The 20,991-nt window shown below is 74.9% G+C and carries 21 protein-coding genes, 1 pseudogene and 1 riboswitch; of the genes and pseudogenes, 12 read left to right on the forward strand and 10 right to left on the reverse strand.

The genetic code is table 11. The annotated features are described in order from the left end of the window. Positions 1-6: 6 nt before the first annotated feature. The 7 genes from GA0070215_RS05940 to GA0070215_RS05970 all read left to right on the forward strand — a co-directional run bounded on the left by GA0070215_RS05940 (position 7) and on the right by GA0070215_RS05970 (position 5,697). Entirely contained in the window at positions 7-1,026 is a 1,020-nt protein-coding gene (locus GA0070215_RS05940) for a zinc-dependent alcohol dehydrogenase (protein ID WP_369752971.1), read from the forward strand. A gap of 2 nt (positions 1,027-1,028) precedes the next feature. Continuing rightward, positions 1,029-1,427, forward strand: coding sequence for a 6-pyruvoyl trahydropterin synthase family protein (locus GA0070215_RS05945; RefSeq protein WP_026267567.1), 399 nt, complete (start codon positions 1,029-1,031; stop codon positions 1,425-1,427). Positions 1,428-1,431: 4 nt separating this feature from the next. Continuing rightward, positions 1,432-2,469 carry a glycosyltransferase family 4 protein gene (locus GA0070215_RS05950; protein WP_091042677.1) on the forward strand — a complete coding sequence of 346 codons (1,038 nt, stop codon included), beginning with the start codon at positions 1,432-1,434 and terminating at the stop codon, positions 2,467-2,469. Beyond that, the gene (locus GA0070215_RS05955) at positions 2,466-3,275 is read left to right on the forward strand and encodes a small ribosomal subunit Rsm22 family protein (RefSeq protein WP_018784003.1); all 810 of its coding nucleotides are present in this window, start codon (positions 2,466-2,468) and stop codon (positions 3,273-3,275) included. The genes GA0070215_RS05950 and GA0070215_RS05955 overlap by 4 nt, the downstream gene beginning before the upstream one ends. 141 nt (positions 3,276-3,416) lie before the next feature. Then, positions 3,417-4,313 (forward strand): lysylphosphatidylglycerol synthase transmembrane domain-containing protein, encoded by an 897-nt coding sequence (locus tag GA0070215_RS05960; RefSeq protein ID WP_231394701.1) that lies wholly within the window; start codon positions 3,417-3,419, stop codon positions 4,311-4,313. A 68-nt stretch (positions 4,314-4,381) separates the two neighbouring features. Next, complete coding sequence (locus tag GA0070215_RS05965; RefSeq protein WP_091042681.1) at positions 4,382-5,011, forward strand: GTP cyclohydrolase II; 630 nt, start codon at positions 4,382-4,384, stop codon at positions 5,009-5,011. After that, complete coding sequence (locus GA0070215_RS05970) at positions 5,008-5,697, forward strand: RibD family protein (RefSeq protein WP_018784006.1); 690 nt, start codon at positions 5,008-5,010, stop codon at positions 5,695-5,697. Before GA0070215_RS05965 ends, GA0070215_RS05970 begins: the two co-directional genes overlap by 4 nt. A gap of 124 nt (positions 5,698-5,821) precedes the next feature. Here GA0070215_RS05970 and GA0070215_RS05975 read toward each other — a convergent pair whose 3' ends face one another. The 4 genes from GA0070215_RS05975 to GA0070215_RS29495 all read right to left on the reverse strand — a co-directional run bounded on the left by GA0070215_RS05975 (position 5,822) and on the right by GA0070215_RS29495 (position 8,454). Continuing rightward, complete coding sequence (locus tag GA0070215_RS05975) at positions 5,822-6,559, reverse strand: amino acid ABC transporter ATP-binding protein (protein ID WP_091042684.1); 738 nt, start codon at positions 6,557-6,559, stop codon at positions 5,822-5,824. After that, on the reverse strand, positions 6,556-7,326 hold the full coding sequence (locus GA0070215_RS05980) for an amino acid ABC transporter permease (RefSeq protein WP_091042687.1): 771 nt from the start codon (positions 7,324-7,326) through the stop codon (positions 6,556-6,558). Before GA0070215_RS05980 ends, GA0070215_RS05975 begins: the two co-directional genes overlap by 4 nt. 38 nt (positions 7,327-7,364) lie before the next feature. Beyond that, positions 7,365-8,219, reverse strand: coding sequence for an ABC transporter substrate-binding protein (locus GA0070215_RS05985; protein ID WP_091042690.1), 855 nt, complete (start codon positions 8,217-8,219; stop codon positions 7,365-7,367). A gap of 109 nt (positions 8,220-8,328) precedes the next feature. Continuing rightward, positions 8,329-8,454, reverse strand: a complete 126-nt coding sequence (locus GA0070215_RS29495; RefSeq protein ID WP_279616539.1) for a hypothetical protein — start codon at positions 8,452-8,454, stop codon at positions 8,329-8,331. A gap of 33 nt (positions 8,455-8,487) precedes the next feature. After that, positions 8,488-8,598, reverse strand: a riboswitch (SAM riboswitch). A gap of 129 nt (positions 8,599-8,727) precedes the next feature. On the opposite strand from GA0070215_RS29495, the gene GA0070215_RS05990 reads away from it, so the two are divergent. Next, positions 8,728-8,916 (forward strand): hypothetical protein, encoded by a 189-nt coding sequence (locus tag GA0070215_RS05990; protein WP_141708158.1) that lies wholly within the window; start codon positions 8,728-8,730, stop codon positions 8,914-8,916. 50 nt (positions 8,917-8,966) lie between these two features. On the opposite strand, the gene GA0070215_RS05995 is transcribed toward GA0070215_RS05990, so the two are convergent. After that, on the reverse strand, positions 8,967-11,486 hold the full coding sequence (locus tag GA0070215_RS05995) for a hypothetical protein (protein WP_091042899.1): 2,520 nt from the start codon (positions 11,484-11,486) through the stop codon (positions 8,967-8,969). Beyond that, positions 11,483-12,817, reverse strand: coding sequence for an SWIM zinc finger family protein (locus tag GA0070215_RS06000; RefSeq protein ID WP_091042696.1), 1,335 nt, complete (start codon positions 12,815-12,817; stop codon positions 11,483-11,485). The genes GA0070215_RS05995 and GA0070215_RS06000 overlap by 4 nt, the downstream gene beginning before the upstream one ends. A gap of 59 nt (positions 12,818-12,876) precedes the next feature. On the opposite strand from GA0070215_RS06000, the gene GA0070215_RS06005 reads away from it, so the two are divergent. Next, entirely contained in the window at positions 12,877-13,419 is a 543-nt protein-coding gene (locus GA0070215_RS06005) for a GNAT family N-acetyltransferase (RefSeq protein WP_018784014.1), read from the forward strand. 38 nt (positions 13,420-13,457) lie between these two features. Continuing rightward, a complete protein-coding gene (locus GA0070215_RS06010) occupies positions 13,458-13,868 on the forward strand; it encodes a hypothetical protein (protein ID WP_091042698.1) in 411 nt (136 codons plus the stop codon). Positions 13,869-13,914: 46 nt separating this feature from the next. On the opposite strand, the gene pgi is transcribed toward GA0070215_RS06010, so the two are convergent. Continuing rightward, the gene (pgi, locus tag GA0070215_RS06015) at positions 13,915-15,549 is read right to left on the reverse strand and encodes a glucose-6-phosphate isomerase (RefSeq protein ID WP_091042902.1); all 1,635 of its coding nucleotides are present in this window, start codon (positions 15,547-15,549) and stop codon (positions 13,915-13,917) included. A gap of 245 nt (positions 15,550-15,794) precedes the next feature. Between pgi and GA0070215_RS06020 the strand changes: the two genes are divergently transcribed. Together GA0070215_RS06020 and GA0070215_RS06025 are read left to right on the forward strand one after the other, a co-directional pair. Next, positions 15,795-17,753, forward strand: coding sequence for an ABC transporter ATP-binding protein (locus tag GA0070215_RS06020; RefSeq protein ID WP_091042700.1), 1,959 nt, complete (start codon positions 15,795-15,797; stop codon positions 17,751-17,753). Between the two features lie 337 nt (positions 17,754-18,090). Then, positions 18,091-18,633 carry an RNA 2'-phosphotransferase gene (locus tag GA0070215_RS06025; RefSeq protein WP_036344942.1) on the forward strand — a complete coding sequence of 181 codons (543 nt, stop codon included), beginning with the start codon at positions 18,091-18,093 and terminating at the stop codon, positions 18,631-18,633. Between the two features lie 8 nt (positions 18,634-18,641). Here GA0070215_RS06025 and GA0070215_RS06030 read toward each other — a convergent pair whose 3' ends face one another. The 3 genes and pseudogenes from GA0070215_RS06030 to GA0070215_RS06040 form a co-directional block, all read right to left on the reverse strand. Further along, positions 18,642-19,925 carry a sulfite oxidase gene (locus GA0070215_RS06030; protein ID WP_091042703.1) on the reverse strand — a complete coding sequence of 428 codons (1,284 nt, stop codon included), beginning with the start codon at positions 19,923-19,925 and terminating at the stop codon, positions 18,642-18,644. A gap of 132 nt (positions 19,926-20,057) precedes the next feature. Beyond that, positions 20,058-20,567, reverse strand: coding sequence for an NUDIX domain-containing protein (locus GA0070215_RS06035; RefSeq protein ID WP_091042705.1), 510 nt, complete (start codon positions 20,565-20,567; stop codon positions 20,058-20,060). Between the two features lie 34 nt (positions 20,568-20,601). Further along, positions 20,602-20,972: pseudogene (locus tag GA0070215_RS06040) on the reverse strand (NADAR family protein); the annotation flags it as partial. Positions 20,973-20,991 lie beyond the last annotated feature (19 nt).

The raw sequence follows: 20,991 nt of genomic DNA on the forward strand, positions 1-20,991 counted from the left end.
GTGTCTATGATCGACAACTCGGTCGGAATGCGGGGAAGAGGAGAGTTCGTGACGGTCGACGCCCACGCCTTCTGGCTCCGTGCCCCCGGCGAGGGCGAGATCCGGCCGGTCCGGCTCGCCGCGCCCGGCCCCGGTGAGGTGCTGGTGCGCACGCGCTTCTCCGGCGTCAGCCGCGGCACCGAGACGCTCGTGTTCACCGGCCGCGTCCCGGCCGACCAGCACGACGCGATGCGGGCGCCGTTCCAGGAGGGCGACTTCCCAGCACCGGTGAAGTACGGCTACCTGAGCGTCGGCACCGTGGAGGCGGGCGAGGAGCGGCTGCTCGGGCGCACCGTCTTCTGCCTCTACCCGCACCAGAGCGCGTACGTGGTCCCGGCCGACGCCGTGACCGTCGTGCCGGACGGCGTGCCGGCGCAGCGCGCGGTGCTGGCCGGCACCGTGGAGACGGCTGTCAACGCGCTCTGGGACGCCGCCCCGCTGGTCGGCGACCGGGTCACCGTGATCGGCGGCGGGATGGTCGGCTGCGCGGTCACCGCGCTGCTGGCCCGCTTCCCCGGCGTACGCGTGGAGCTGGTCGACGCCGACCCGGCGCGGGCGGAGGTGGCCGCCGCGCTCGGCGCCGACTTCGCCGTGCCCGCCGGCGCCACCGGCGAGCGCGACCTTGTGGTACACGCCAGTGCCACCGCCGACGGGCTGCAACGCGGACTGGAACTGCTGCGCCCGGAGGGCACCGTCCTGGAACTGAGCTGGTACGGCGACCGGCCGGTCACGCTGGCGCTGGGCGGCGCGTTCCACTCGCGACGGCTGGGCATCCGCAGCAGCCAGGTCGGCACCGTGTCGCCCCGGCGGGCCGGCCGCAGCTACGCCGCCCGGCTCGCGCTGGCGCTCGACCTGCTGGCCGACCCGGTGTTCGACGCGCTGCTCACCGGCCGGTCGCGCTTCGACGACCTGCCCGACGTGCTGGACCGGCTCGCCTCGGGCGGGCTGCCGGCGCTGTGTCATCTCATCACCTACGGCGAGGAGTGAACGTGTTCAGCGTGACCGTCCGGGACCACATGATGGTCGCCCACAGCTTCCGCGGCGAGGTGTTCGGCCCGGCGCAGCGGCTGCACGGGGCGACGTTCGTCGTCGACGCCACGTTCCGCCGCGCCGAGCTGGACGACGACGGGATCGTGGTCGACATCGGGTTGGCCACCGAGCAGCTCAAGGCCGTGCTCGCCGAGCTGAACTACCGCAACCTGGACGACGAGCCGGCCTTCGCCGGGGTGAACACCACCACCGAGGTGCTCGCGCGGACGGTCGCCGACCGGCTCGCCGACGCGGTGGCGGCCGGCCGGCTGGGGGAGGGCGCCCGCGGGCTGGCCGGCATCACCGTCACGCTGCACGAGTCGCACATCGCCTGGGCGAGCTACGAGCGGTCGCTCTGACCGGATGAGCGCCGTCCACGTGGTGCTGCCGGGCGACATCGACGACCCGGCGGACCCCAGCGGCGGCAACGCCTACGACCGCCAGGTCTGCCGGGGCCTGGCGGCACGCGGCTGGACGGTACGGGAACACCAGGTGCCCGGCGGCTGGCCGCACCCGGGGCACCGGGAACGCGCCGACCTGGCCGGGCTGCTCGGCGGGCTGCCCGACGGCGTGCCGGTGCTGCTCGACGGCCTGGTCGCCTCGACCGTGCCGGACGTCCTCACCCCGCACGCCGCGCGGCTGCCCCTGGTGATCCTGGTGCACCTGCCGATCGAGGGCGAGACGGAGGCGCGGTCGCTTGCGGCGGCCACCGCCGTGGTCGCCACCAGCGAGTGGACCCGCGACCGGCTGCTCACCCGCTACCGGCTGCGCCCCGAACGGGTGACCGTCGCGCCGCCCGGCGTCGACCCGGCGCCCGTCGCGTCCGGCACCCCCGGCGGGGGACGGCTGCTCTGCGTCGCCGCGGTCACCCCGGTGAAGGGCCACGACGTGCTCGCCGCCGCGCTCACCGAGGTGGCGGACCTGGACTGGACCTGCAACTGGGTCGGGCCGGTGGACCGGGACCGGGCGTTCGCCGACCGGCTGCGCGAACGCCTCACCGCCACCGGTCTCGACGGCCGGGTCCGGCTCACCGGCCCGCGCACCGGCCCCGGCCTGGCCGCCACCTACGCCGCCGCCGATCTGCTGGTTGCGCCCTCCCGGCGGGAGACGTACGGAATGGTGGTCACCGAGGCGCTCGCCCGGGGCGTACCGGTGCTGGCGAGCGACACCGGCGGCCTGCCGGCCACGCTCGGGCACGCCCCCGGCGGGGCCCGGCCCGGACTGCTGGTGCCGGCGGGCGACCCGGGCGCGACAGCCGCGGCGCTGCGCCGCTGGCTCACCGATGCCCGCCTGCGGGACCGGCTGCGCCACGCCGCCCGGCAGCGGCGGCGTACCCTCTCCGGCTGGCCGGTCACCGTGGACCGGCTGGCGACGGCGCTCAAGGAGGCGACAGCGGCATGACCACCTCACTCCCGCCCGGCTTCGCGGACTGGCTGCGACTGCGTGAGCCCGCCGACGCGGCGGCCCGCAGCGCCGAGCTGGCCGACGCGGTCCGCGACCGGCTGCCCGCCGGTCGGCCGGTCGTCGTGCACGACCTGGGCAGCGGCACCGGTTCGATGGCCCGCTGGCTCGCGCCCCGGCTGCCCGGCCCGCAGCGCTGGGTGCTGCACGAACGCGACGCGGACCTGCTGGCGCTGGCCCGCGCCGGACGGCTCACCGCCGCCGACGGCACCGACGTCGCGGTGACCACGCGCGGCTCCGACGTCACCCGGCTGACCGCCGCCGACCTGGCCGACGCCCACCTGGTCACCGCGTCCGCGCTGCTGGACATGCTCACCGCCGAGGAGGTCGAGCGGATGGCGGCGGCCTGCGCCGGCCACCCGACGCTGTTCGCGCTCACCGTGACCGGGCGGGCCGAGTTCACCCCGCCGGACCCGCTGGACGCCGAGCTGACCGCCGCGTTCAACGCCCACCAGCGCCGTACCGTCGACGGCCGGGTCCTGCTCGGACCGGACGCCGTGGACGTCACGGTGGCCGCCTTCCGCCGCCACGGCGTCGAGACGCTCCTGCGGCCGACGCCGTGGCGGCTCGGCCCGGAGCAGGCGGACCTCGCCGCCGAGTGGCTCACCGGCTGGGTCGACGCGGCGGTCGAGGAACGACCGCATCTGTCCGGGCCCGCCGCGACGTATACCCGATGGCGGCTCACCGAGGCCGCCGCCGGCCGACTCGAGGTGGTGCTGCACCACGCCGACCTGCTCGCCGGCTGAACCGTACCGGCCGTCGGCACGTGACAACCGGTGGGAACAAGGGAGGACCGTTTGTCACACGTCGCCGTCGCCGGGCCCGTACCGGCCGTCACGCCCGCGCCGCCGCGCCGGGCCAGGGCGGGCCGGGCATGGGTACGCCCGCTGCTCGGGCTCGCCGTGCTCGCCGTTCTCGTCGCCTCGGTCGGCACCGGACCGTTCCTGGCCGGGCTGCGGCTGATCGACGCGCCGGCGCTGGCCGCCGCGCTCGGCATCGGCGTGATCACCACCGTCTGCTGCGCCTGGCGCTGGTCGCTCGTGGCCGGCGGGCTGGGCGTACGGCTGCCGCTGGGTGCCGCGGTGGCGCACTGCTACCGGGCGGTCTTCCTCAACTCCACGCTGCCCGGCGGCGTGCTCGGCGACGTGCACCGGGCGGTGCGGCACGGCCGCGACGCCGGGGACGTGGCCCGGGGCGTCCGGGCGGTGGTGTGGGAGCGCACCGCCGGGCAGGTGGTGCAGGTGGTCATCGCGGTGGCGCTGCTCGCCGCGTTCCCGTCGCCGGTTCGCCGGTACCTGCCGTCGCTGGCCGCCGCGCTCGCGGTGGTCGCGCTGGTGCTGGTGCTGGCCGCCCGCGCGGTGCCCCGTTCCGGGGCGTCCCGCTTCGCCCGGGCGGCCCGGACCGCGCTCGCCGACGTCCGCTCCGGGGTGCTGGGCCGCCGGACCTGGGCCGGTGTGGTGGTCGCCTCGACAGTGGTGTTCGCCGGTCACCTGGCCACGTTCGTGGTGGCCGCCCGCACGGCCGGCGCGGACGCCCCACTGTCGCACCTGCTGCCGCTGACGCTACTCGCCCTGCTGGCCATGGCGGTGCCGCTGAACGTGGGCGGTTTCGGGCCGCGCGAGGGGGTGGCCGCGTGGGCGTTCGCCTCGGCCGGGCTGACCGCCGCGCAGGGTGTGGCGACCGGCACGGTGTACGGCGCGCTGGTGCTGGTGGCCAGCCTGCCCGGCGCCGCGGTGCTGCTGGCACGGCGGATGCCTCGGCGCGAGCCCGGCAACTGTCGGTGATCCCGCCTACGGTGGGGAACGAGGTGTGCGTCGCCGGGTCCGCCCGGCGACCGGACGACAGGAGAACCATGGACGAGACGCTGCCCACCGCGACGGTCCGGACCCGCGTGACGGTTCCGCTCCGGTTCCCCGACGGCTACGTGACCACGGCCCGCGTGCACACCTTCCACGGTCTCGTCGACGGCCGCGAGCACCTGGCGTTCGGGCTCGGTGAGCACGCCGACGCCGGCCCGCCGCTGGTCCGGCCGCACAGCGAATGCCTCACCGGGGACGTGTTCGGCAGCCAGCGCTGCGACTGCGGCCCGCAGTTGCGCGAGGCGGTCGAGCGGATCGCCGAGGCCGGTGGCTACCTGCTCTACCTGCGGCAGGAGGGGCGCGGCATCGGCCTGTACGCCAAGCTCGACGCGTACGCCCTCCAGGACGGCGGCCTCGACACCTACGAGGCGAACCTGGCGCTCGGGCACGGCTCGGACGAGCGCGACTACACGGTGGCCGCGCAGATGCTCGCCGCGCTGGGCGTGGACCGGGTGGCCCTGCTCAGCAACAACCCGGACAAGGCGGCCCAGCTCGAACGGCTGGGCGTCACGGTGGCCGACCGGGTGTCCACCGGCGTGCACCTGTCGCCCGCCAACGCCAGTTACCTGGCGGCCAAGGTGACCCGCGCCGATCACGCCCTCGACCTGCCGTTCGTGCCGTGACCACCCGCCCGTACGTGCTGCTCAGCTGCGCGATGTCGATCGACGGCTACATCGACGACGCGACCACCGACCGGCTTCTGCTGTCGAACGACGACGACCTGGACCGGGTCGACGCGACCCGGGCCGGGTGCGACGCGATCCTCGTGGGCGCGGCGACGGTGCGCCGCGACGACCCCCGCCTGCTGATCCGCAGCGAGCGACGGCGCGCCGAGCGGGTGGCGCGCGGCCTGCCCCCGTCGCCGGTGAAGGTGACTGTCACCGGCAGCGGCGACCTCGATCCGGGGGCGCGCTTCTTCACCATGGGTGACGGGCTCAAGCTGGTGTACTGCCCGAGCGGAGTGGTGGACAAGGCCCGTGAGCAGGTCGGCGCCGTGTCGACTGTGGTCGACGCGGGCGATCCGGCCACCGCGGAGGCGGTGGCGGCCGACCTGGCCGGGCGCGGGGTGACGCGCCTGATGGTGGAGGGCGGCGGCTCGATGCACCGCCAGTTCCTCACCGCCGGCCTGGCCGACGAGCTGCACCTGGTGGTCGCCCCGTTCTTCGTGGGGGACCGGCGGGCGCCGCGCTTCGTCGGGGACGGCCGCTTCCCGTGGCACCCGGGCCGCCGGGCCCGGGTGGTCGAGGTGCGCCAGATCGGCGACGTGGTGCTCACCCGCTACGCGTTGTCCGACCGCTGCCCGGCCTGACCCGTCGTCCCGCCCGATCCGCCCTTGGGCAAGCTCACGGTCTTGATCAGTTCGTTGACCATACGATGGTGGTGGTGCTGACCGTCACCCCGATCGTCGCGGCCAGGGGCTGAGCCCGGGCACGTCAGAGCACCTGGGACAGGAAGCGCCGCAGCCGCGGGTGCTCCGGCGCCTCGAACACCGCCTCCGGCGGCCCGGCCTCCAGCACCACGCCCGCGTCCATGAACGCCACCGTGTCGGCGACGCTGCGCGCGAATCCCATCTCGTGCGTCACCACCACCATCGTCATCCCGGCGGCGGCCAGGTCCGCCATCACCGCGAGCACGCCCTTGACCAGTTCCGGGTCCAGCGCGCTGGTCGCCTCGTCGAACAGCATCACCTGCGGGCGCAGCGCGAGCGCCCGTGCGATGGCGACGCGCTGCTGCTGGCCGCCGGAGAGCTGCGCGGGCCGGGCGTCCGCCTTGCCGGCCAGGCCGACCAGAGCGAGTTGGGCACGGGCCAGCGCCACCGCCTCGTCCTCGCTCAGCTTCTTGAGCTTGCGCAGCGCCAGCGTGATGTTGCGCAGCACGCTCAGGTGCGGGAACAGGTTGAACTGCTGGAACACCATCCCGATGCGCTGGCGCAGGGCGTCCGGGTCGTCGCGCAGCACGCTGCGCCCGTCCAGCAGGACGTCACCCCGGTCCGGCTCGATCAGCCGGTTGACGGTGCGCAGCAGCGTCGACTTGCCGGAGCCGGACGGGCCGATCACGCAGGCCGCCCGGCCCCGGGCCACGTCGAGGTCCGCGCCGCGCAGCACCCGGTGCGCGCCGAAGGCCAGGTGCACGTCGCGGACGGCCAGGCTGACCGAGGTGGTGGTGGTCATCGCGGATCCTTTCCGGACGGGGTGAGGCCGGCCGGCTCGGTCTCGGGTTCGGGCGGCGCGGCCGGGCGGCCCTGCCGCAGGCGCCGGTCCAGCCAGTTGACCGCGTGGGTCAGCGGCACGGTCAGCACCAGGTAGAACAACCCGGCCAGCAGCAGCGCGGACTGGTTGCCGGTGTTCGCCGCGTAGTCCTGCCCGATCCGGAACAGCTCCCGCTGGCTGGCCAGCAGGCCGAGGAAGTAGACCAGGCTGGAGTCCTTGATCAACGCGATGAGCTGGTTGACCCAGGCGGGCAGCACCCGGCGTACGCCCTGCGGGATGATCACCAGGCGCATGGCCTCGCCCCAGGAGAAGCCGAGCGCCCGTGCTCCCTCCAGCTGGGCGGCCTCCACGCTCAGGATGCCGGCCCGGAAGATCTCACCGAGGTAGGCGGCGGCGATCAGGGACAGCGCCAGCACCCCCAGCGGGTAGGGGTTCGGCCCCCACACCTGCATGCCGAGCGGCGCCAGGCCCACGCCGATCAGCAGGATGGTCGCCGCGGCCGGCAGGCCGCGGAACACGTCGGTGTAGACCCGCGCCGGCCACCGCAACCATCGGGTACGCGAGATGCCGGCGACGGCCAGCAGCATGCCGAGCACCGAGCCGAGCAGGGCGGCGGAGACCGCCAGGGTCAGCGTGTTGGGCAGCCCGACGGTGAGCATCTCGGGCAGCGCCTCGCGCATCGAGTCCCAGTCGAAGAACGTCTCCCACAGCGTGTTCAGTGGATCCATGTCCGCTCCGTCCGCCCCGCTCGTGCCCGGTCACCGGCTCAGGAGGCGGCCGACGGCGACGGCACCGCCACCGACCCGCTGCCCGGCTCGAAGCCGGCCGGGATCGGCCGCCCCGGGTAGTACTCGGCCTGCAGGCGGCTCCACGTGCCGTCGGCGATCACCTCGTCCAGGCCCTTGTTCAGCGCCTCGCGCAGCTTGTCGTCGCCATTGGCCACCGCGTACGCGGTCGGGGTGGGGCTGAGCTGCTTCGCCGCGACCTTGATCCTGCCGTTGCTGTCGGCGGCGGACTTGTCGCCGATCTCGGCCGGGGCGATCCAGGCGTCTGCCGTGCCGGCCTTGAGCTGGTTGATCGCGCTGTTGTAGTCGGGCACCCGCACCGGGTCGAGGTTCTGCCTGGTGGCGTAGTCGTCCTGCACGGTGCCCTGGACCACCACCACGCGCTTGCCGGTGAGCTGGTCGAAGCCGGTGATCGCAGAGCCCGCGGGCACGTCCAGGCCGAAGTAGCCGAAGTCGTAGCCGTTGCCGAAGTCGACTGTCTTCTTCCGCGCCTCGGTGATCGTGATCGAGGAGCTGCCCACGTCGAACTTGCCGCTGTTGACCTGGGCGAGCAGGCCGGAGAAGTCGGTGCCGACGAACTCCACCTTCAGGCCGAGCTTGGCGGCCACGGCGCGCAGCAGCTCGTTGTCGAAGCCGGTGAACTTCCCGTCCTTCAGGAAGACGTTCGGCGGGGCGTCGGTGAGCGTGCCGGCGCGGATCACGCCGGGCTGGAGCAGGCCGTACGGGTTGTCGGCCGCGGCGGTGTCGTCGCCGCCGCAGGCGGTGAGCGCGGTGGCGGCGAGCAGGGCCGCCGCACCGACGGCGGCGGCACGGGTCAGGACGGTACGGAAACGCACGATGTCTCTCCAGAATGGACTGACGCGCGGCGCGCGTCGGTGCCGGCCCGCGCCGGACGGACGGCCGGGCCGGAGAAGGGTGGATCGGGGAAAGGAGGGTGGCGTTCGTTCAGCGCGCGCGGCGACAGGCGTCGCTGCACACCCGCATCAGGTCGACGTGGCGGCGCTTGACCAGCGCGAAGCGGGCCGGGTACGCGGCGACGTCGTCGGAGGGGGTGAAGGGTGGTGCGATCATCGGTCTCCCTGGTCTGTTGCTGACCTGGGTGCCAGGCCACGCTTGCACCGGCGGCTGCCGGTGCCTGGTCTTCACCCGGGGCACCCCACCGCGGAGGAGGGTTGCCGGCCAGCGAGCCGGGGCTTCGCGCTGGCACTCATGACCTGCCCGGAAGGCTAGCAGCACCGCCGTGGCCGCCGTCCAGCCGTTATGACCACCCTCACGCGCGGCGGCGCACCGCCGGGCCGGGACGACTGCCGGGCGGGTCCGGCCCACGGGCCGCAGAATGGGCGGATGGCCGACCGGCGGGTGACAGTCGACGACCTCGGCGCGTCGTTGATCAAGGGCAACGCGGACGCGGTGGACCTGACGGCCAGCTTCGCCGCCCGTCCACGGGTCACCGGCTGGTGCGTCCGTCCCGGCGAGCCGTGCCCGGGGGTGCGGCGGGCCGGTGCGCGTCCGCACGCCGGCCCGCTCGGGTGACGACGGGACCGCCCGGGGGACAGCGCCGGTTCGGCCGGTGAGGCTCCGGTTCAGGCCGCCAGGGCGGTGGTGAGCCGGCGGGCCTCGGCGACCAGCCTGCTGCCGCCGCCGCGGGCCACCACGTCGGCCAGTCCGGGCACCTCGATCCGGACGCCTGTCGTGGCCGCCGCCTCCGCCGCCAGCGCCAGCAGGTCCGGTGTGCCCCGGGGCGGTGCCGGCGCGGCCAGCAGCGGCGGCAACGCCTCGGCGAGCAGCCGCCACGCGCTCAGCGGGGCACCCGCCGCCACCGCGTCGCGCAGGGGCGTGACCGCCCGGGTGAGGACGACCTGCCCCTGCGTCCCCATCTCGCCCAGATGCCGGCCGATCCGAGGCGCGTCCAGGTCACCGGCGGCCGCCAGGAGCAGCAGCGCGTCGAGCGCGGCCACCCGGTCCGCCTCGTGCCGGGCGCACAGCCCGTACGCCACGGCCAGGTCCAGCGCGGGCCCGCCCGCGCCCGTGCACTCGGCGAGCGCCAGCAGGACCGGTCCTCGCCCGCCGAGACCCTCCTGGGCGGCCATGGCCAGTTCGGGGAGGACCTGGGCGGCGACCACGCCCCGGTGCCCGGGCAGCACCGCCGGCCACAGGTCGACGGCGCCGAACATCCGGGTGCCGATCGCCGGAGGCGCCAGGGTGAGCAGTCCGAACCGGTCGTCCACGTCGGCCGGCGGGGTGAGCGCTACCAGCCGGCGTCGGTCCGGCAACGAGTCGTAGGCCCAGTCGTACGCGCGGGATCGTTCCCGCCGGCCCACAGTCACCACCTCCTGCGCCGGCACCGGCACGACCTCGCCACGCAACCAGACCGCCAGTTCGATCCCGGCGGTCGTGCCGAGCGCCTCCGCGCGTGCCGCCAGCGGCTCGTCGACGACGGCCGGCAGCCGCAGGAAGGCCTGCGTGCAGTCCCACCGCCAGTGCGGCCGGTCGCCGAGCGCGGCCAGCCGCTCGTACAGCACAGCCGGTTCGATCGCCCCGCTGGTCGAGGTGGGCGCGGACATCAACCCCGGATCGTCGTGACCGGCCAGCCGCTGCCCGGCCTCGGCCAGGCGCAGGCGGTAGAGCCACGTCGGTGCGGGACGCCCGGATGCCGCCTGCGCGGACCGGGACGTCGCCAGCACCGAGGCCCAGTGGTCCCGGCGGCGGGTGGCGTCCCCGATCCCGGCGGCTGCCAGCAGCAACCCGTTCACCTGCGCCGCGGGCAGGAACCGGCCCCAGCTCTCGTCACACTCGGCCACCCCCGCCCGGCGCAGCACCGGCGCCAGCGCCGCCGCGACCCGGTCGCGCTCGCGGGTGCCCAGCCGCACCAGACCTTCCACGACCCGTTCGAGAACCGCTGTCGGCCACTGCCCGCGCAGCGCTGCCGCCACCTCCTCCACCAACTCGTCCACCTCGGCGATCGGGGGCGGCGCGGCCGCTGCCGGCAGCGGCGGCGGCAGGTCGTCGCGCGCCTCGGCCACTCTGGTGACGGCCACCGGCCGGTGACCGTGGCGCTGCGCCAGCGTCAGCGCGCGCTCGCGCAGGCCGGCATCGGGATGGTCGGCCGCCACGGCGAGCACCGCGCCGATCTGCGGGGCCCGGTCGGGGTGCTGGCGGGCCAGCCGGTCGAGCCAGGACACCTGCGCCCGGACCAGGGCCTTCTCCGGCCGGGCCAGCACCGTCCGGGCGGCCTCCCACAGCGCCTCCGGCTCGGCGACGTCACCGGCCTGCCGCAGCGTCCGCTGGGCGGCGCTGGCCACCGGACCGGGGCCGTCGGCGAGCAGCCGCAGATAGGCGCTCGACCGCACCGCCACCTCGTCGGGGGTCGGCGCCAGCAGGTCGTGCAGGACCAGGAACGGTCGCAGCGCGCCCGGCCGGTCGCCGCGCAGCAGCCGGCCCAGGACGCCGTTGAGCAGGACCGCCCGGTCGAGCCGGCCCTCCGCCGCCAACGCCGTCAGCGCCCGGGGCACCGCCTCCGTCCCCGTGCCGTCGCCGCGGTCCAGCTCGGTGCCCACACCGTCCACCTCGAACAGGCGCGGCAGCAGGGCGTCGAGGAACGGGTCGGCACGCAGCCGGTCCACCGTCGGCGGGCGCGTACCGCGCGGGTCCGGCCAGCCCTGCGCCGCCGCCCAGCCGCGCACGAAGTCGTCAGCGGTCGACGGCGGCGCCTTCTCGGCCAGCAGGAGACCGGCGACGAACCGCCAGCCCGCGACCATCCGGGCCCGGGGGAGCCGGTCGGCCAGCTTGTACGCCACGTCGGCCAGCCAGGTCACCCCGCGTTCCCGGGCGACGTCGACCACCGGCGCGGCGTCGACGCCGACCAGCCAGACCGACCGGCGGCCCAGCAGCGCGGCGACCTTCGTCGGGGTGCTCAGCGTCCCCACCGCGGCCACCGCCAGCGTCGCCGCCTCGCCCTGCCACCACCAGGCGTCCCGCCGGCGGCGCACATCGGCGACCAGTTCGTCGCCGAGCGCCCGCCGGGCCGGCTCGTCCAGCCCGGCCAGAGCCGACCGGACCTTCGACATCCTGCCGCGCGCCACCGCCTCGACGAAGCCGGTCACGACAGCGCCTCCACCGGCGCCGCGGCCATCGACACGGCCAGCGCGTGCCGGCACGGCCCCCGCTGCCCGCGGTGCCGCGCCCACCAGCGGCAGGAACAGGAGTACGCGCCGTCCGGGTGCCGGCGTACCCGGTAGGTCTCGGCGCCGGTGCGTACCGTCGCGTGCTCGCCGTCGCGCTCGACCGCGCCGCGCTCGACGAGTGCCCGCGCGCCGACCAGCCGCGGGTTGTCCCGCTCCGCGCGGCCCGCGTCGTAGGGCATCACCCGGTGGAAGTACGCCCCGTCCGCCACGTCGTAACCGACCCGCCCGGCGGTGCCCAGCTGGGCGAGCGCGGCGCGGACCCGCTCGTCGGGCAGCGCGGCGGCGTCGGCCAGCGCGGCGACGTCGATCGTCGGATCCCAGTTGAGCAGCGCGCCCACCAGCTCCGCGTCGTCGACCACCTCGTCGCCCGCGAGCGCCGCCAGGGCCGCCCCCTCGCCGGAGAACCCCCGGTACGGCTCGGGGGAGAGTGTCAGCGACACCCGCAACGCCCCGGTGTCCAGCTCCCACGTGCTCGGCACGGCCGGTGAACCGGCCCGCACGGCCGGGCCGTACACCCGCAGGGAGCGCGCGTGCCGCAGCACGCCGCGCAGCGCCGCGAGCCTTCCCGCGCCGGCCAGGCAGACCGCGCCCGGCACCGGGCGGGAGGTCAGCCGCAGCGTACGCCCGGCGGGCACCGCCCACAGCACGCTCCGGTCGCCGGCGGCGGGCAGCCGGCGCAGGAACGCCGCCGCCTCCGCCGTCGCGATCTCGGCGCGCGGTTCGAAACCGGCGGTGAGCACGTGCACCTCGGCGAACCCGCGCAGCCAGCGGCCGGGCAGCGGGACCTTCCGCTCGACCACCGAGCCGTCCAGGGTGGAGACGGTCAGGTCGTCCGGCCCGACCGCCACGTGCAGCGGCTCGATGCCGCCCACCCGGGCCAGCGCCTCCCGCAGCGGCGGGTTCACGTCCACGTTCGTGGTGCCGTGGCCGCTGATCTCCCCGTTCAGCCCGTCCGGCAGCACGTCCATCCGCGCGTACACCCCGCAGCAGCCCGAGAACGACTCGAAGCGCAGTCGGCCCCGGCTGCCGGTCACCACCGGGTCCAGGCTGGCCGGGCTGACCGGCTGGTGGTAGCGGGTGCGGGCCACCTCGGCGACGGCGAGCAGCCCGGCCGCCGCGGCGGCCGGGGCGGTGAGGAACCCGGTGAAGAAGCGCGGGTTGGCCGCCGGGCCGCCGCAGGTCTGCAGATCGAGACCGGCGGAGCGCAGCGCGGACGGCTGAAGGTATCGGTACGTCTGGACGGCGTTCACGGCGCAGACCGTAGAGCGACCGACCGACAAAACCGCGACGGTCCTGCTAGCGTCCTCGGATGTTCGCCCATGCCCTCACCGACGACGCCGAGCTGCGTCCACTGTCGCCCTGGCACGCCGACGAGTTCCTGGCCAACCTCGACCGCTGCCGCGAGCACATCGCGCCGTGGGTCGGCGCGTCCTTCGTCGCCACCGACGCCGAGTCGGCCCGCAAGGTCCTGCAGGCGTACGCCGACCGGTGGGCCCGCGACGACGGCGGCATCTGGGGCATCTGGCAGCGCGGCACGCTCGTCGGCGGCGTGCTGCTCGTGTCGCTGAGCACCGAACGCGGGGTGTGCGAGGCCGGCTGCTGGCTGGAACCGGGCGCCGAGGGGCAGGGCCTGGTCACCCGCGCGGCCCGCTTCGTCATCGACTGGGCGGTGCGGGAGCGCGGCATCCACCGGGTCGAGTGGGTCACGAAGGCGGGCAACGAGCGCAGTGTCGCCGTCGCGCGGCGGCTCGGCATGAGCCGCGACGGCGTCATGCGCGGGGCCGCCCCGGTGCCGGACGGCCGCGCCGACCTGGAGGTCTGGTCGGTGCTGGCGCCGGAGTGGACCGCCTGACCGCCGAAATTGTCGTACCCGGACGTGAACATGTGTCCATGGCAGTCCCCGCACTGGCCGACCGGTCCCCCCAGCCGCGCGCCCTGCCGCTGCGCGAGGTCCGCACCCGGCTCACCCAGCTCGTCTCCCTGGCCGAGCTGACCGACACCGTCACGCTCGTCACCCGCGACGGCGATCCCCGGCCGGTCGCCGCGATCGTGCCCGCGACCGCCGCCCGCACCGGCGCCCAGGCACGTGCCGACGCCGAACGCGTCGCCGCGATCAGCGCCGGCTGGGCCCGCCGCCTGGAGGAGTTGCACCGGCAGTCCGGCCGGCGGCACGCCGCCGAGCTGCGGGTGCTGGCCGACGCGCTCGCCGAGGCGTGGGCCGAACTGGATCGCCGCGCCCCGGCCGGCGACCCGGCGCTGACCCGGCTGCGCGCCGCGCACGCCGACCTGCTGCGCCGCTGACCCGTGGCGGCCCGCCCGGAGTGCGCGGGACGCCACGGGTGTGCGGTCAGCTCCGGCCGCGCTCGGCCCGGTAGCGGCGGATCAGCTCGGCGGTCGAGGTGTCCACGTCGGCCAGGTCCGGGTCCGGCCCGGTGAGCTTCGGCGCGAGCTGGTTGGCCATCACCTTGCCCAGCTCCACGCCCCACTGGTCGAACGCGTTGATGTCCCAGATCGCGGCCTCGGTGAACGTGATGTGCTCGTAGAGCGCGATCAGCTGGCCCAGCGTCGCCGGGGTGAGCTTCGGCGCCAGGATCGACGTGGTCGGGTGGTTGCCCGTCATCACCCGGTGCGGCACCACCTCGGGCGCGGTGCCCTCGGCCTCCACCTGCTCCCGGGTCCGCCCGAACGCCAGCGCGGCGGTCTGGGCGAAGAAGTTCGACATGAACAGGTCGTGCATGTCGCCCAGGTCGTGGTTGGGCCGGCTGAACGCGATGAAGTCCGCCGGGATCAGCCGGGTGCCCTGGTGGATGAGCTGGTAGAAGGCGTGCTGCCCGTTGGTGCCGGGCTCGCCCCAGAAGATCTCCCCGGTCGGGTACGTGACGGGCGAGCCGTCGACGCGTACCGACTTGCCGTTGCTCTCCATGGTGAGCTGCTGGAGGTAGGCCGGGAACCGGTGCAGGTACTGCGAGTAGGGCAGCACCGCGTGGGTCTCCGCGCCGAGGAAGTCGGTGTACCAGACGTTGAGCAGGCCGAGCAGTGCCGGCACGTTGCGCTCCACCGGCGCGGACCGGAAGTGCTCGTCGACCGCGTGGTAGCCGGCCAGCATCTCGCGGAACCGGTCCGGCCCGATCGCCAGCATCACCGACAGGCCGACCGCCGACGGCAGCGAGTAGCGTCCGCCCACCCAGTCCCAGAAGCCGAACATGTTCTCCGGGTCGATGCCGAAGTCGCGGACCCGCTGCTCGTTGGTGCTGACCGCGACGAAGTGCCGGGCCACGGCGTCGTCGTCCGCGTCCAGTCCGGCGAGCAGCCAGCGCCGCGCCTGGTCGGCGTTGGCGAGCGTCTCCTGGGTGGAGAACGTCTTGGACACCACGACGAACAGCGTGCTCGCCGGGTCCAGGTCGGCGGTCTTGTCGTGGATGTCGGTCGGGTCGATGTTCGACACGAACCGGCAGCTGATGCCCGCGTCCCGGTACGCCTTGAGCGCCTCGTACGCCATCACCGGCCCGAGGTCGGAGCCGCCGATGCCGATGTTGACCACTGTGGTGATCCGCTCACCGGTGTGGCCGCGCCACGAGCCGGAGCGCACCCGCTGCGCGAACGCCGACATGCGGTCCAGGACGGAGTGCACGTCGGCGACCACGTCCTGGCCGTCCACGGTGAGTGACGCGTCCGGCGGCAGGCGCAACGCGGTGTGCAGCACGGCCCGGTCCTCGGTCACGTTGATGTGCCGTCCGGCGACCATGGCCGCGATCCGGCCGGTCAGCCCGACCCGCTCGGCGAGCGCGACGAGCAGCGCGATCGTCTCGTCGGTGACCAGGTTCTTGCTGTAGTCCACGTGCAGGTCGGCGACCTCGCCGGTGAGCCGCTCACCCCGCTGCCCGTCGGCGGCGAACAGGTCGCGCAGGTGCGTGCCGCGCATCGCCTCGGCGTGCTTGCGCAGCGCCTGCCATTCGTCGGTGGTGGTGACGTCCACAGCCATCGGGTCGATCTTCTCCTTCGCGACGGGCGGTCGGCCGGCGCGCGCCGGCGAACCCCACAAGCCTGCCACCCGGACCGGTCGCGCGCGACGCGACCCGGCGGCGACCACCGCGCGGGCGGTTCTTTCCGTCCGCCGCCGCTGGACACGCCGTTGGGACATTTGTACGACACGCCGATCACACACTGACATCTTTCGATTGCGGAACGTAAGCTCCAGAGTCGTCGGTGTAGCGGAGGAGGGCGCGTATGGCAGCGGTTTTCGGTCTTCGGCGCCCCTTGGACGAGAACTCGCCGGATGAGCCCGCTGCGACGGCCGACGACTCGCCGCTGCCGGAGCTGGCGGACGGGCACTGGATGAACCGCGCCACCGAGTTCGCCCACACCAGCTTCTGGTCGGTGGCGCGCCGGCTGCCGGCCCTCGTCCGCGAGGCCATCGGCCTGGCCTGGGCGACCAGCCGGCGGGACACGCTCGCCTCGATCGGGCTCAACGTGGTCGCCGGGCTGCTCACCACATTCGGCCTGCTCGCCACCACCGGCGTACTCCGGCAGCTCTTCGCCGCCGGGCCCACACCGGACCGGATCCGCGCCGCCCTGCCCGCGCTCCTGCTCGCGGCCGCCGCCGTGACGGCCCGGGGAGCGCTGACGGTCGCCGCCGGGTGGGCGCAGGCCCGGCTCATCCCGCAGATCAACTACCAGGTGGAACTCCGGCTCTTCGAGGCGACCACCGCCGTGGAGCTCGCCGCGTTCGACGACGCCGGGTTCGCCGAGGAGATGGACCGTGCCCGGGATCGGGGCATGGCCGAGGCCGCGTCGATTGTGGACCACACCGTGAACCTCGTGACCGGTGTCGTCGGTGTACTGGCCACCGCCGCCGCGGTCACCGTCATCCAGCCCGTCCTGCTGCCGTGCCTGCTGCTCGCCGCCGTGCCCGAGGCCGTCACCGCGGTCAAGCTGGCGCGTCGGCAGTATCTGGCGCTGCTCGCCTGGATCACCCGTCGCCGCCGGATGTTCATGCTGGCCCGGTTGATGGCCGACCGGCACACCGCCGCCGAGATCCGTGCCTACCAGATGCGGGACTTCCTGCTCGCCGAGTACCACCGGATGATGACCGTGGAGACACAGGCCCAGCTCCGGCTGGCCCGCTCGCAGACCGTCACCCGGGGGCTCGGCCTGTCGGTGACCGGCGTGGCCGCGTTCGCGGTCTACGCCGTACTGGGCGGGCTGCTGCTGGGCGGTGTGGTGGCGCTGGCGGCGGCGGCCACCGCGCTGCTCGCGCTCCAGTCCGCGCGTACGAGCCTGCGCACGGCGATCTTCGCCACCAACTCGCTCTACGAGGACGCGCTCTACTACCAGGACTACCGAGACTTCCTCGACCGTGCCACCCGGCGGATCCCGGCCGGCGGTCACCTGCCGGTCGACGGGTTCACGCGGATCGACGTCGAGCGCGTCAGCCTGCGTTACCCGGACACCGACACCGCGGCGGTCGACGAGGTCAGCCTCACGGTCCGGCGTGGAGAGGTGGTCGCGCTGGTGGGGGAGAACGGATCCGGGAAGACGACACTGGCGAAGCTGATCGCCGGCCTGTACCGCCCCACCGGCGGCACGATCCGCTGGGACGGCGTGGACGCCGCCGAGCTGGACCCACGGCAGACCGCCGCGCAGGTCGCGGTGATGAGCCAGGACTGGTGGAAGTTCCCGTTCACCGCCCGGCAGAACATCCGGGTCGGCCGCCACGACCGCGCCGACGGGCCCGGCCCCAGCGTGGAGACCGCCGCCCGGGACGCCGCCGCGCACGACATGATCAGCGAGCTGCCGTTCGGGTACGACACGCTGCTGGACCGGCAGTTCAAGGACGGTCAGGACCTGTCCGGCGGGCAGTGGCAGCGACTGGTGGCCGCACGCGGTCTCTACCGCGACGCCCGGCTGCTGATCTGCGACGAGCCGTCCGCCGCGCTGGACGCGCGTGCCGAACACGCCCTCTTTCAGCACCTGCGGCGGCACCCGGACCGGGCCGTCGTGCTGATCACCCACCGCCTGGCGAACGTCCGGCACGCCGACCGGATCTTCGTGATGGACCACGGCCGGCTCGTGCAGTCCGGCGACCACGACACGTTGATGGCCGAGGGCGGTCTCTACCGGGAGCTGTTCGAGTTGCAGGCGGCCGGTTACCTCGCCGGCAGCGCGGAGCCCGCCGCCGACGGTTGACCTCCAGCGCACTCGAACTCCTACCGTGTCCGGACCGCGCGCCACCCGGCCGGCGCGGCGCGAACCAGGAAGCTCACATGCGCTATCGCGTCCTCGCGCTTCCGTCCCTCTCCGGGGCCACGCCGCCCGCCCTCAGCTCCAAGATCGCCGGAAACAGCGTTAGCGGGACAGCCCAGCTCGCCGATCGAGAGGTTCCGGCCCCGGCAAATAGCGCGAACCGGGCATTCGAGGGGCCGAAACCGCAAGATCGGCGGGGCGCGGCGGGGCGCGGCGGGGTGAGGGAGGGCGGGTGGGGAACTGCGTCGACAGGGGACGGCTGCGGAATCACACTGGGCGGGTGGAACATCGCGATCTTGTTCGGGTGAGCAAGCGGCTGTCGCTGGCGTTGCGGCACCGGCCCGACGCGTTCGGGCTGCGGCTCGACCGGGCCGGCTGGGTGCCGGTCGCCGACGTGCTCGCCGGGCTGGGGATCAGCCGCGCCCACCTGGACGCCGTGGTCGCGGGCAACGACAAGCAGCGCTTCGCGGTGGAGACCGGCCCGGACGGGGCCGACCGGATCCGAGCCAGCCAGGGGCACTCGGTTCCGGTCGACCTCGGCCTGACCCCGGCCGCGCCGCCGCCCCGGCTGTTCCACGGCACCGGCGAGGCCGTGCTGGACGCGATCCGGGCGCAGGGGCTGCGCCGGGGCGGGCGCCACCACGTACACCTGTCGCCTGATGTGGCGACGGCCCGGCGCGTCGGCGCGCGCCGGGGCGGCGCGGTGGTCGTGCTGACCGTGGACGCCGCGGCGATGGCCGAGGCCGGGTACCTGTTCTACCGCTCGGCGAACGGGGTGTGGCTCACCGACACCGTGCCGCCGGCCTACCTCGGCACCACCTGACGCGGCGGTCAGCAGGCGGTCACCGGGTGGGCCACCACGGCGTCGAAGAGGTACGCGAGGTCGTTGACGGCGGCTCGGTCGGGCTGGACGGCGCCGGTGCAGTCGGTGGCGCGGGCGCGCAGGACGTGCCGGCCCGGGGTGGGCGGGCGCCAGCGTGCCGTCCAGCGCTGCCAGGCGCCGCCCCGGTCGGCGGCGACCAGGTCGGCCGGGCGCCACCCGTCGCCGGAGTCCACCTCGACGTGCGCGATCGGGCCGTTGCCGGACCAGGAACGGCCGGTCAGCAGCACCTCCTCGCCGACCGGCACCCGGGCGTCCCAGGCCAGCTCGAAGGCGCTGCGGACCGGCTGGGCGGTGAGCACGGTGCCGTCGGCCGGCTGGCCGGGGCCGAACATCCGGTAGAACTGCGTGTTCCACGGCGAGAACAGGGCAGTGGTGGAGACCTCGATCGCGCCCACCCACTTGATCGAGGAGATGCCGACCCAGCCGGGCACCACGACCCGTACCGGGAAACCGTGGTCGGCGGGCAGCGGCTCGCCGTTCATCTCGTACGCCAGCAGCACGTCGTCCAGCGCCTTCGCGACCGGCATCGGGCGGCGTACCCGGCCGAGGTTCACCCCGCCGCTGACGTAGTCCGGGTCGAGGCCCTCGGGCATCACGTCGACCGCGTCGTCACGTAGCCCCGCCAGACGCAGGACCGTGCCGAGCCGGACACCCCGCCACCGGGCCACGCCGACGCTACCCAGCCCCCACACCACGCCCGGCGTGGGCTCGTCCTGCTGTTCGGCGAAGTAGCGCCGCCCGTTGCCGGCGCACTCCAGCAGCGCGGCGTGCTCCTCGGCGGGCAGCCGGCGTAGCTCGTCGAGGTCGAACTCGACCGGGTTGTCGCGGGTGGGCGCGCCGCGCAGGCCGTCGCCGAACAGCCGCAGCCGCCAGGTGGCGGGGTCCAGCTGCGGGGTGAGCGTGTGGTTGCGGACGAAGAAGCGGTCGACCGGGACCACGTACCCCTGGCCGGCCATCGACGGCCAGCGCATCTCGGCGTTGGTGTCCAGCGGGCGCAGCAACTCCGGCGGCAGCGGCTTGACGATCGGCGCGCCGGGGTCGACGCCGACCGGCGCGGACGCCACCGCGACCGGCTCGCGCTCCGCGGCGGCGGCGGTCACCGCGGCCATCGCCGCACCCACCTCCAGCAGCCGGTCGCGGTCGACGCCCGGCCCGTGGGCGTGCCCGGCGAGCCACTGCCGGCTCCGGTCGGCGTCGTGGACGGCTTCGGCGGGGGACGGGGACTGACTCACGGCTGACCTCCGTGTTGGGCGACGCTGCCTTTCCTATTCAATCAGTAGGACTTTTCGTCGATTCATCGCAGGTGGCGGCTCCCGCGACGGGCAGGAGGTCTCGCCGCGCCGGTAAGCCGGATCCGGATGTGGTCAGAGCGGGCGCTGACCGGTGAGGAAGTCGGCGAGCACCCGGGTGTGCGTGGAGAAGGCCAGCTCGACCGGACCGGTGAGCACCAGCCATTCGGTGGCCTCCTCGGTCGGCGCCGACGGCGGCAGGTCACCGATCGGCCGCTCGGGCAGCACGCCGAAGACCATCATCGTGCCGCCCGCCGGGGCGCCGTGCACCGCGAACAGCCGCGCCTCGCCCGCCTCGGCCCGCAGCCCGGTCTCCTCGCGCAGCTCACGGACGAGCGCCTCGGACCACTCCTCGCCGTACTCGATGAAGCCGCCCGGGAGCGCGAGCTGCCCCCGGGCCGGTTCGATGTCGCGGCGCACCACCACCACGCCCAGTCCTTCCGGCGTGCGGACCGGCAGGACCGCGACCGCCACCGGCAGCGGATTGCGCCACACCGTCTCGCCGCAGGAGGAACAGACGCGCGGCCACCCGGCGTCCGCCGGGTAGGCCGCGCCGCAGAACGAGCAGTGCGAGTACGCGGTCACGCCGCAGCACGTTACCCGCACCCCAGGCGCGAGATCAGGCGTCACCCCGCCGGCCGGCGAGCGTGGCGCGTGCCTCCATCAGGGCGAACCGAGCAGGTTCCCGCCCCGCCACGTCGACGGGTCGGCGGCGCGCGGGTCGTCGGCGGTCAGGCCGATGCCCCAGATCCGGTCGGTCGGGCTGGCCTCGACGAGCACCCGGCCGCCGGTGCCGAACAGGAACCGCCGCAACGGTTCGTGCCGGGAGAACTTGGCGACGCTGCCGGCCACCACGATCTCGTAGCGGCGGGCCACCCGGGTCGCCTCGTCGAAGTCGCGGACCTGCCGGCCGAGCGCCTTGGCCCGGTGCGGATGCCCGGCCGTGAGCACCCGCTCGGCGATCGCGTGGTCACCGAAGAGCGTGGCCTTGTGCCGTTCGGCGCGCTGC

Origin of the sequence: Micromonospora marina, assembly GCF_900091565.1 — a bacterium.
Taxonomy (GTDB): Bacteria; Actinomycetota; Actinomycetes; order Mycobacteriales; family Micromonosporaceae; genus Micromonospora; species Micromonospora marina.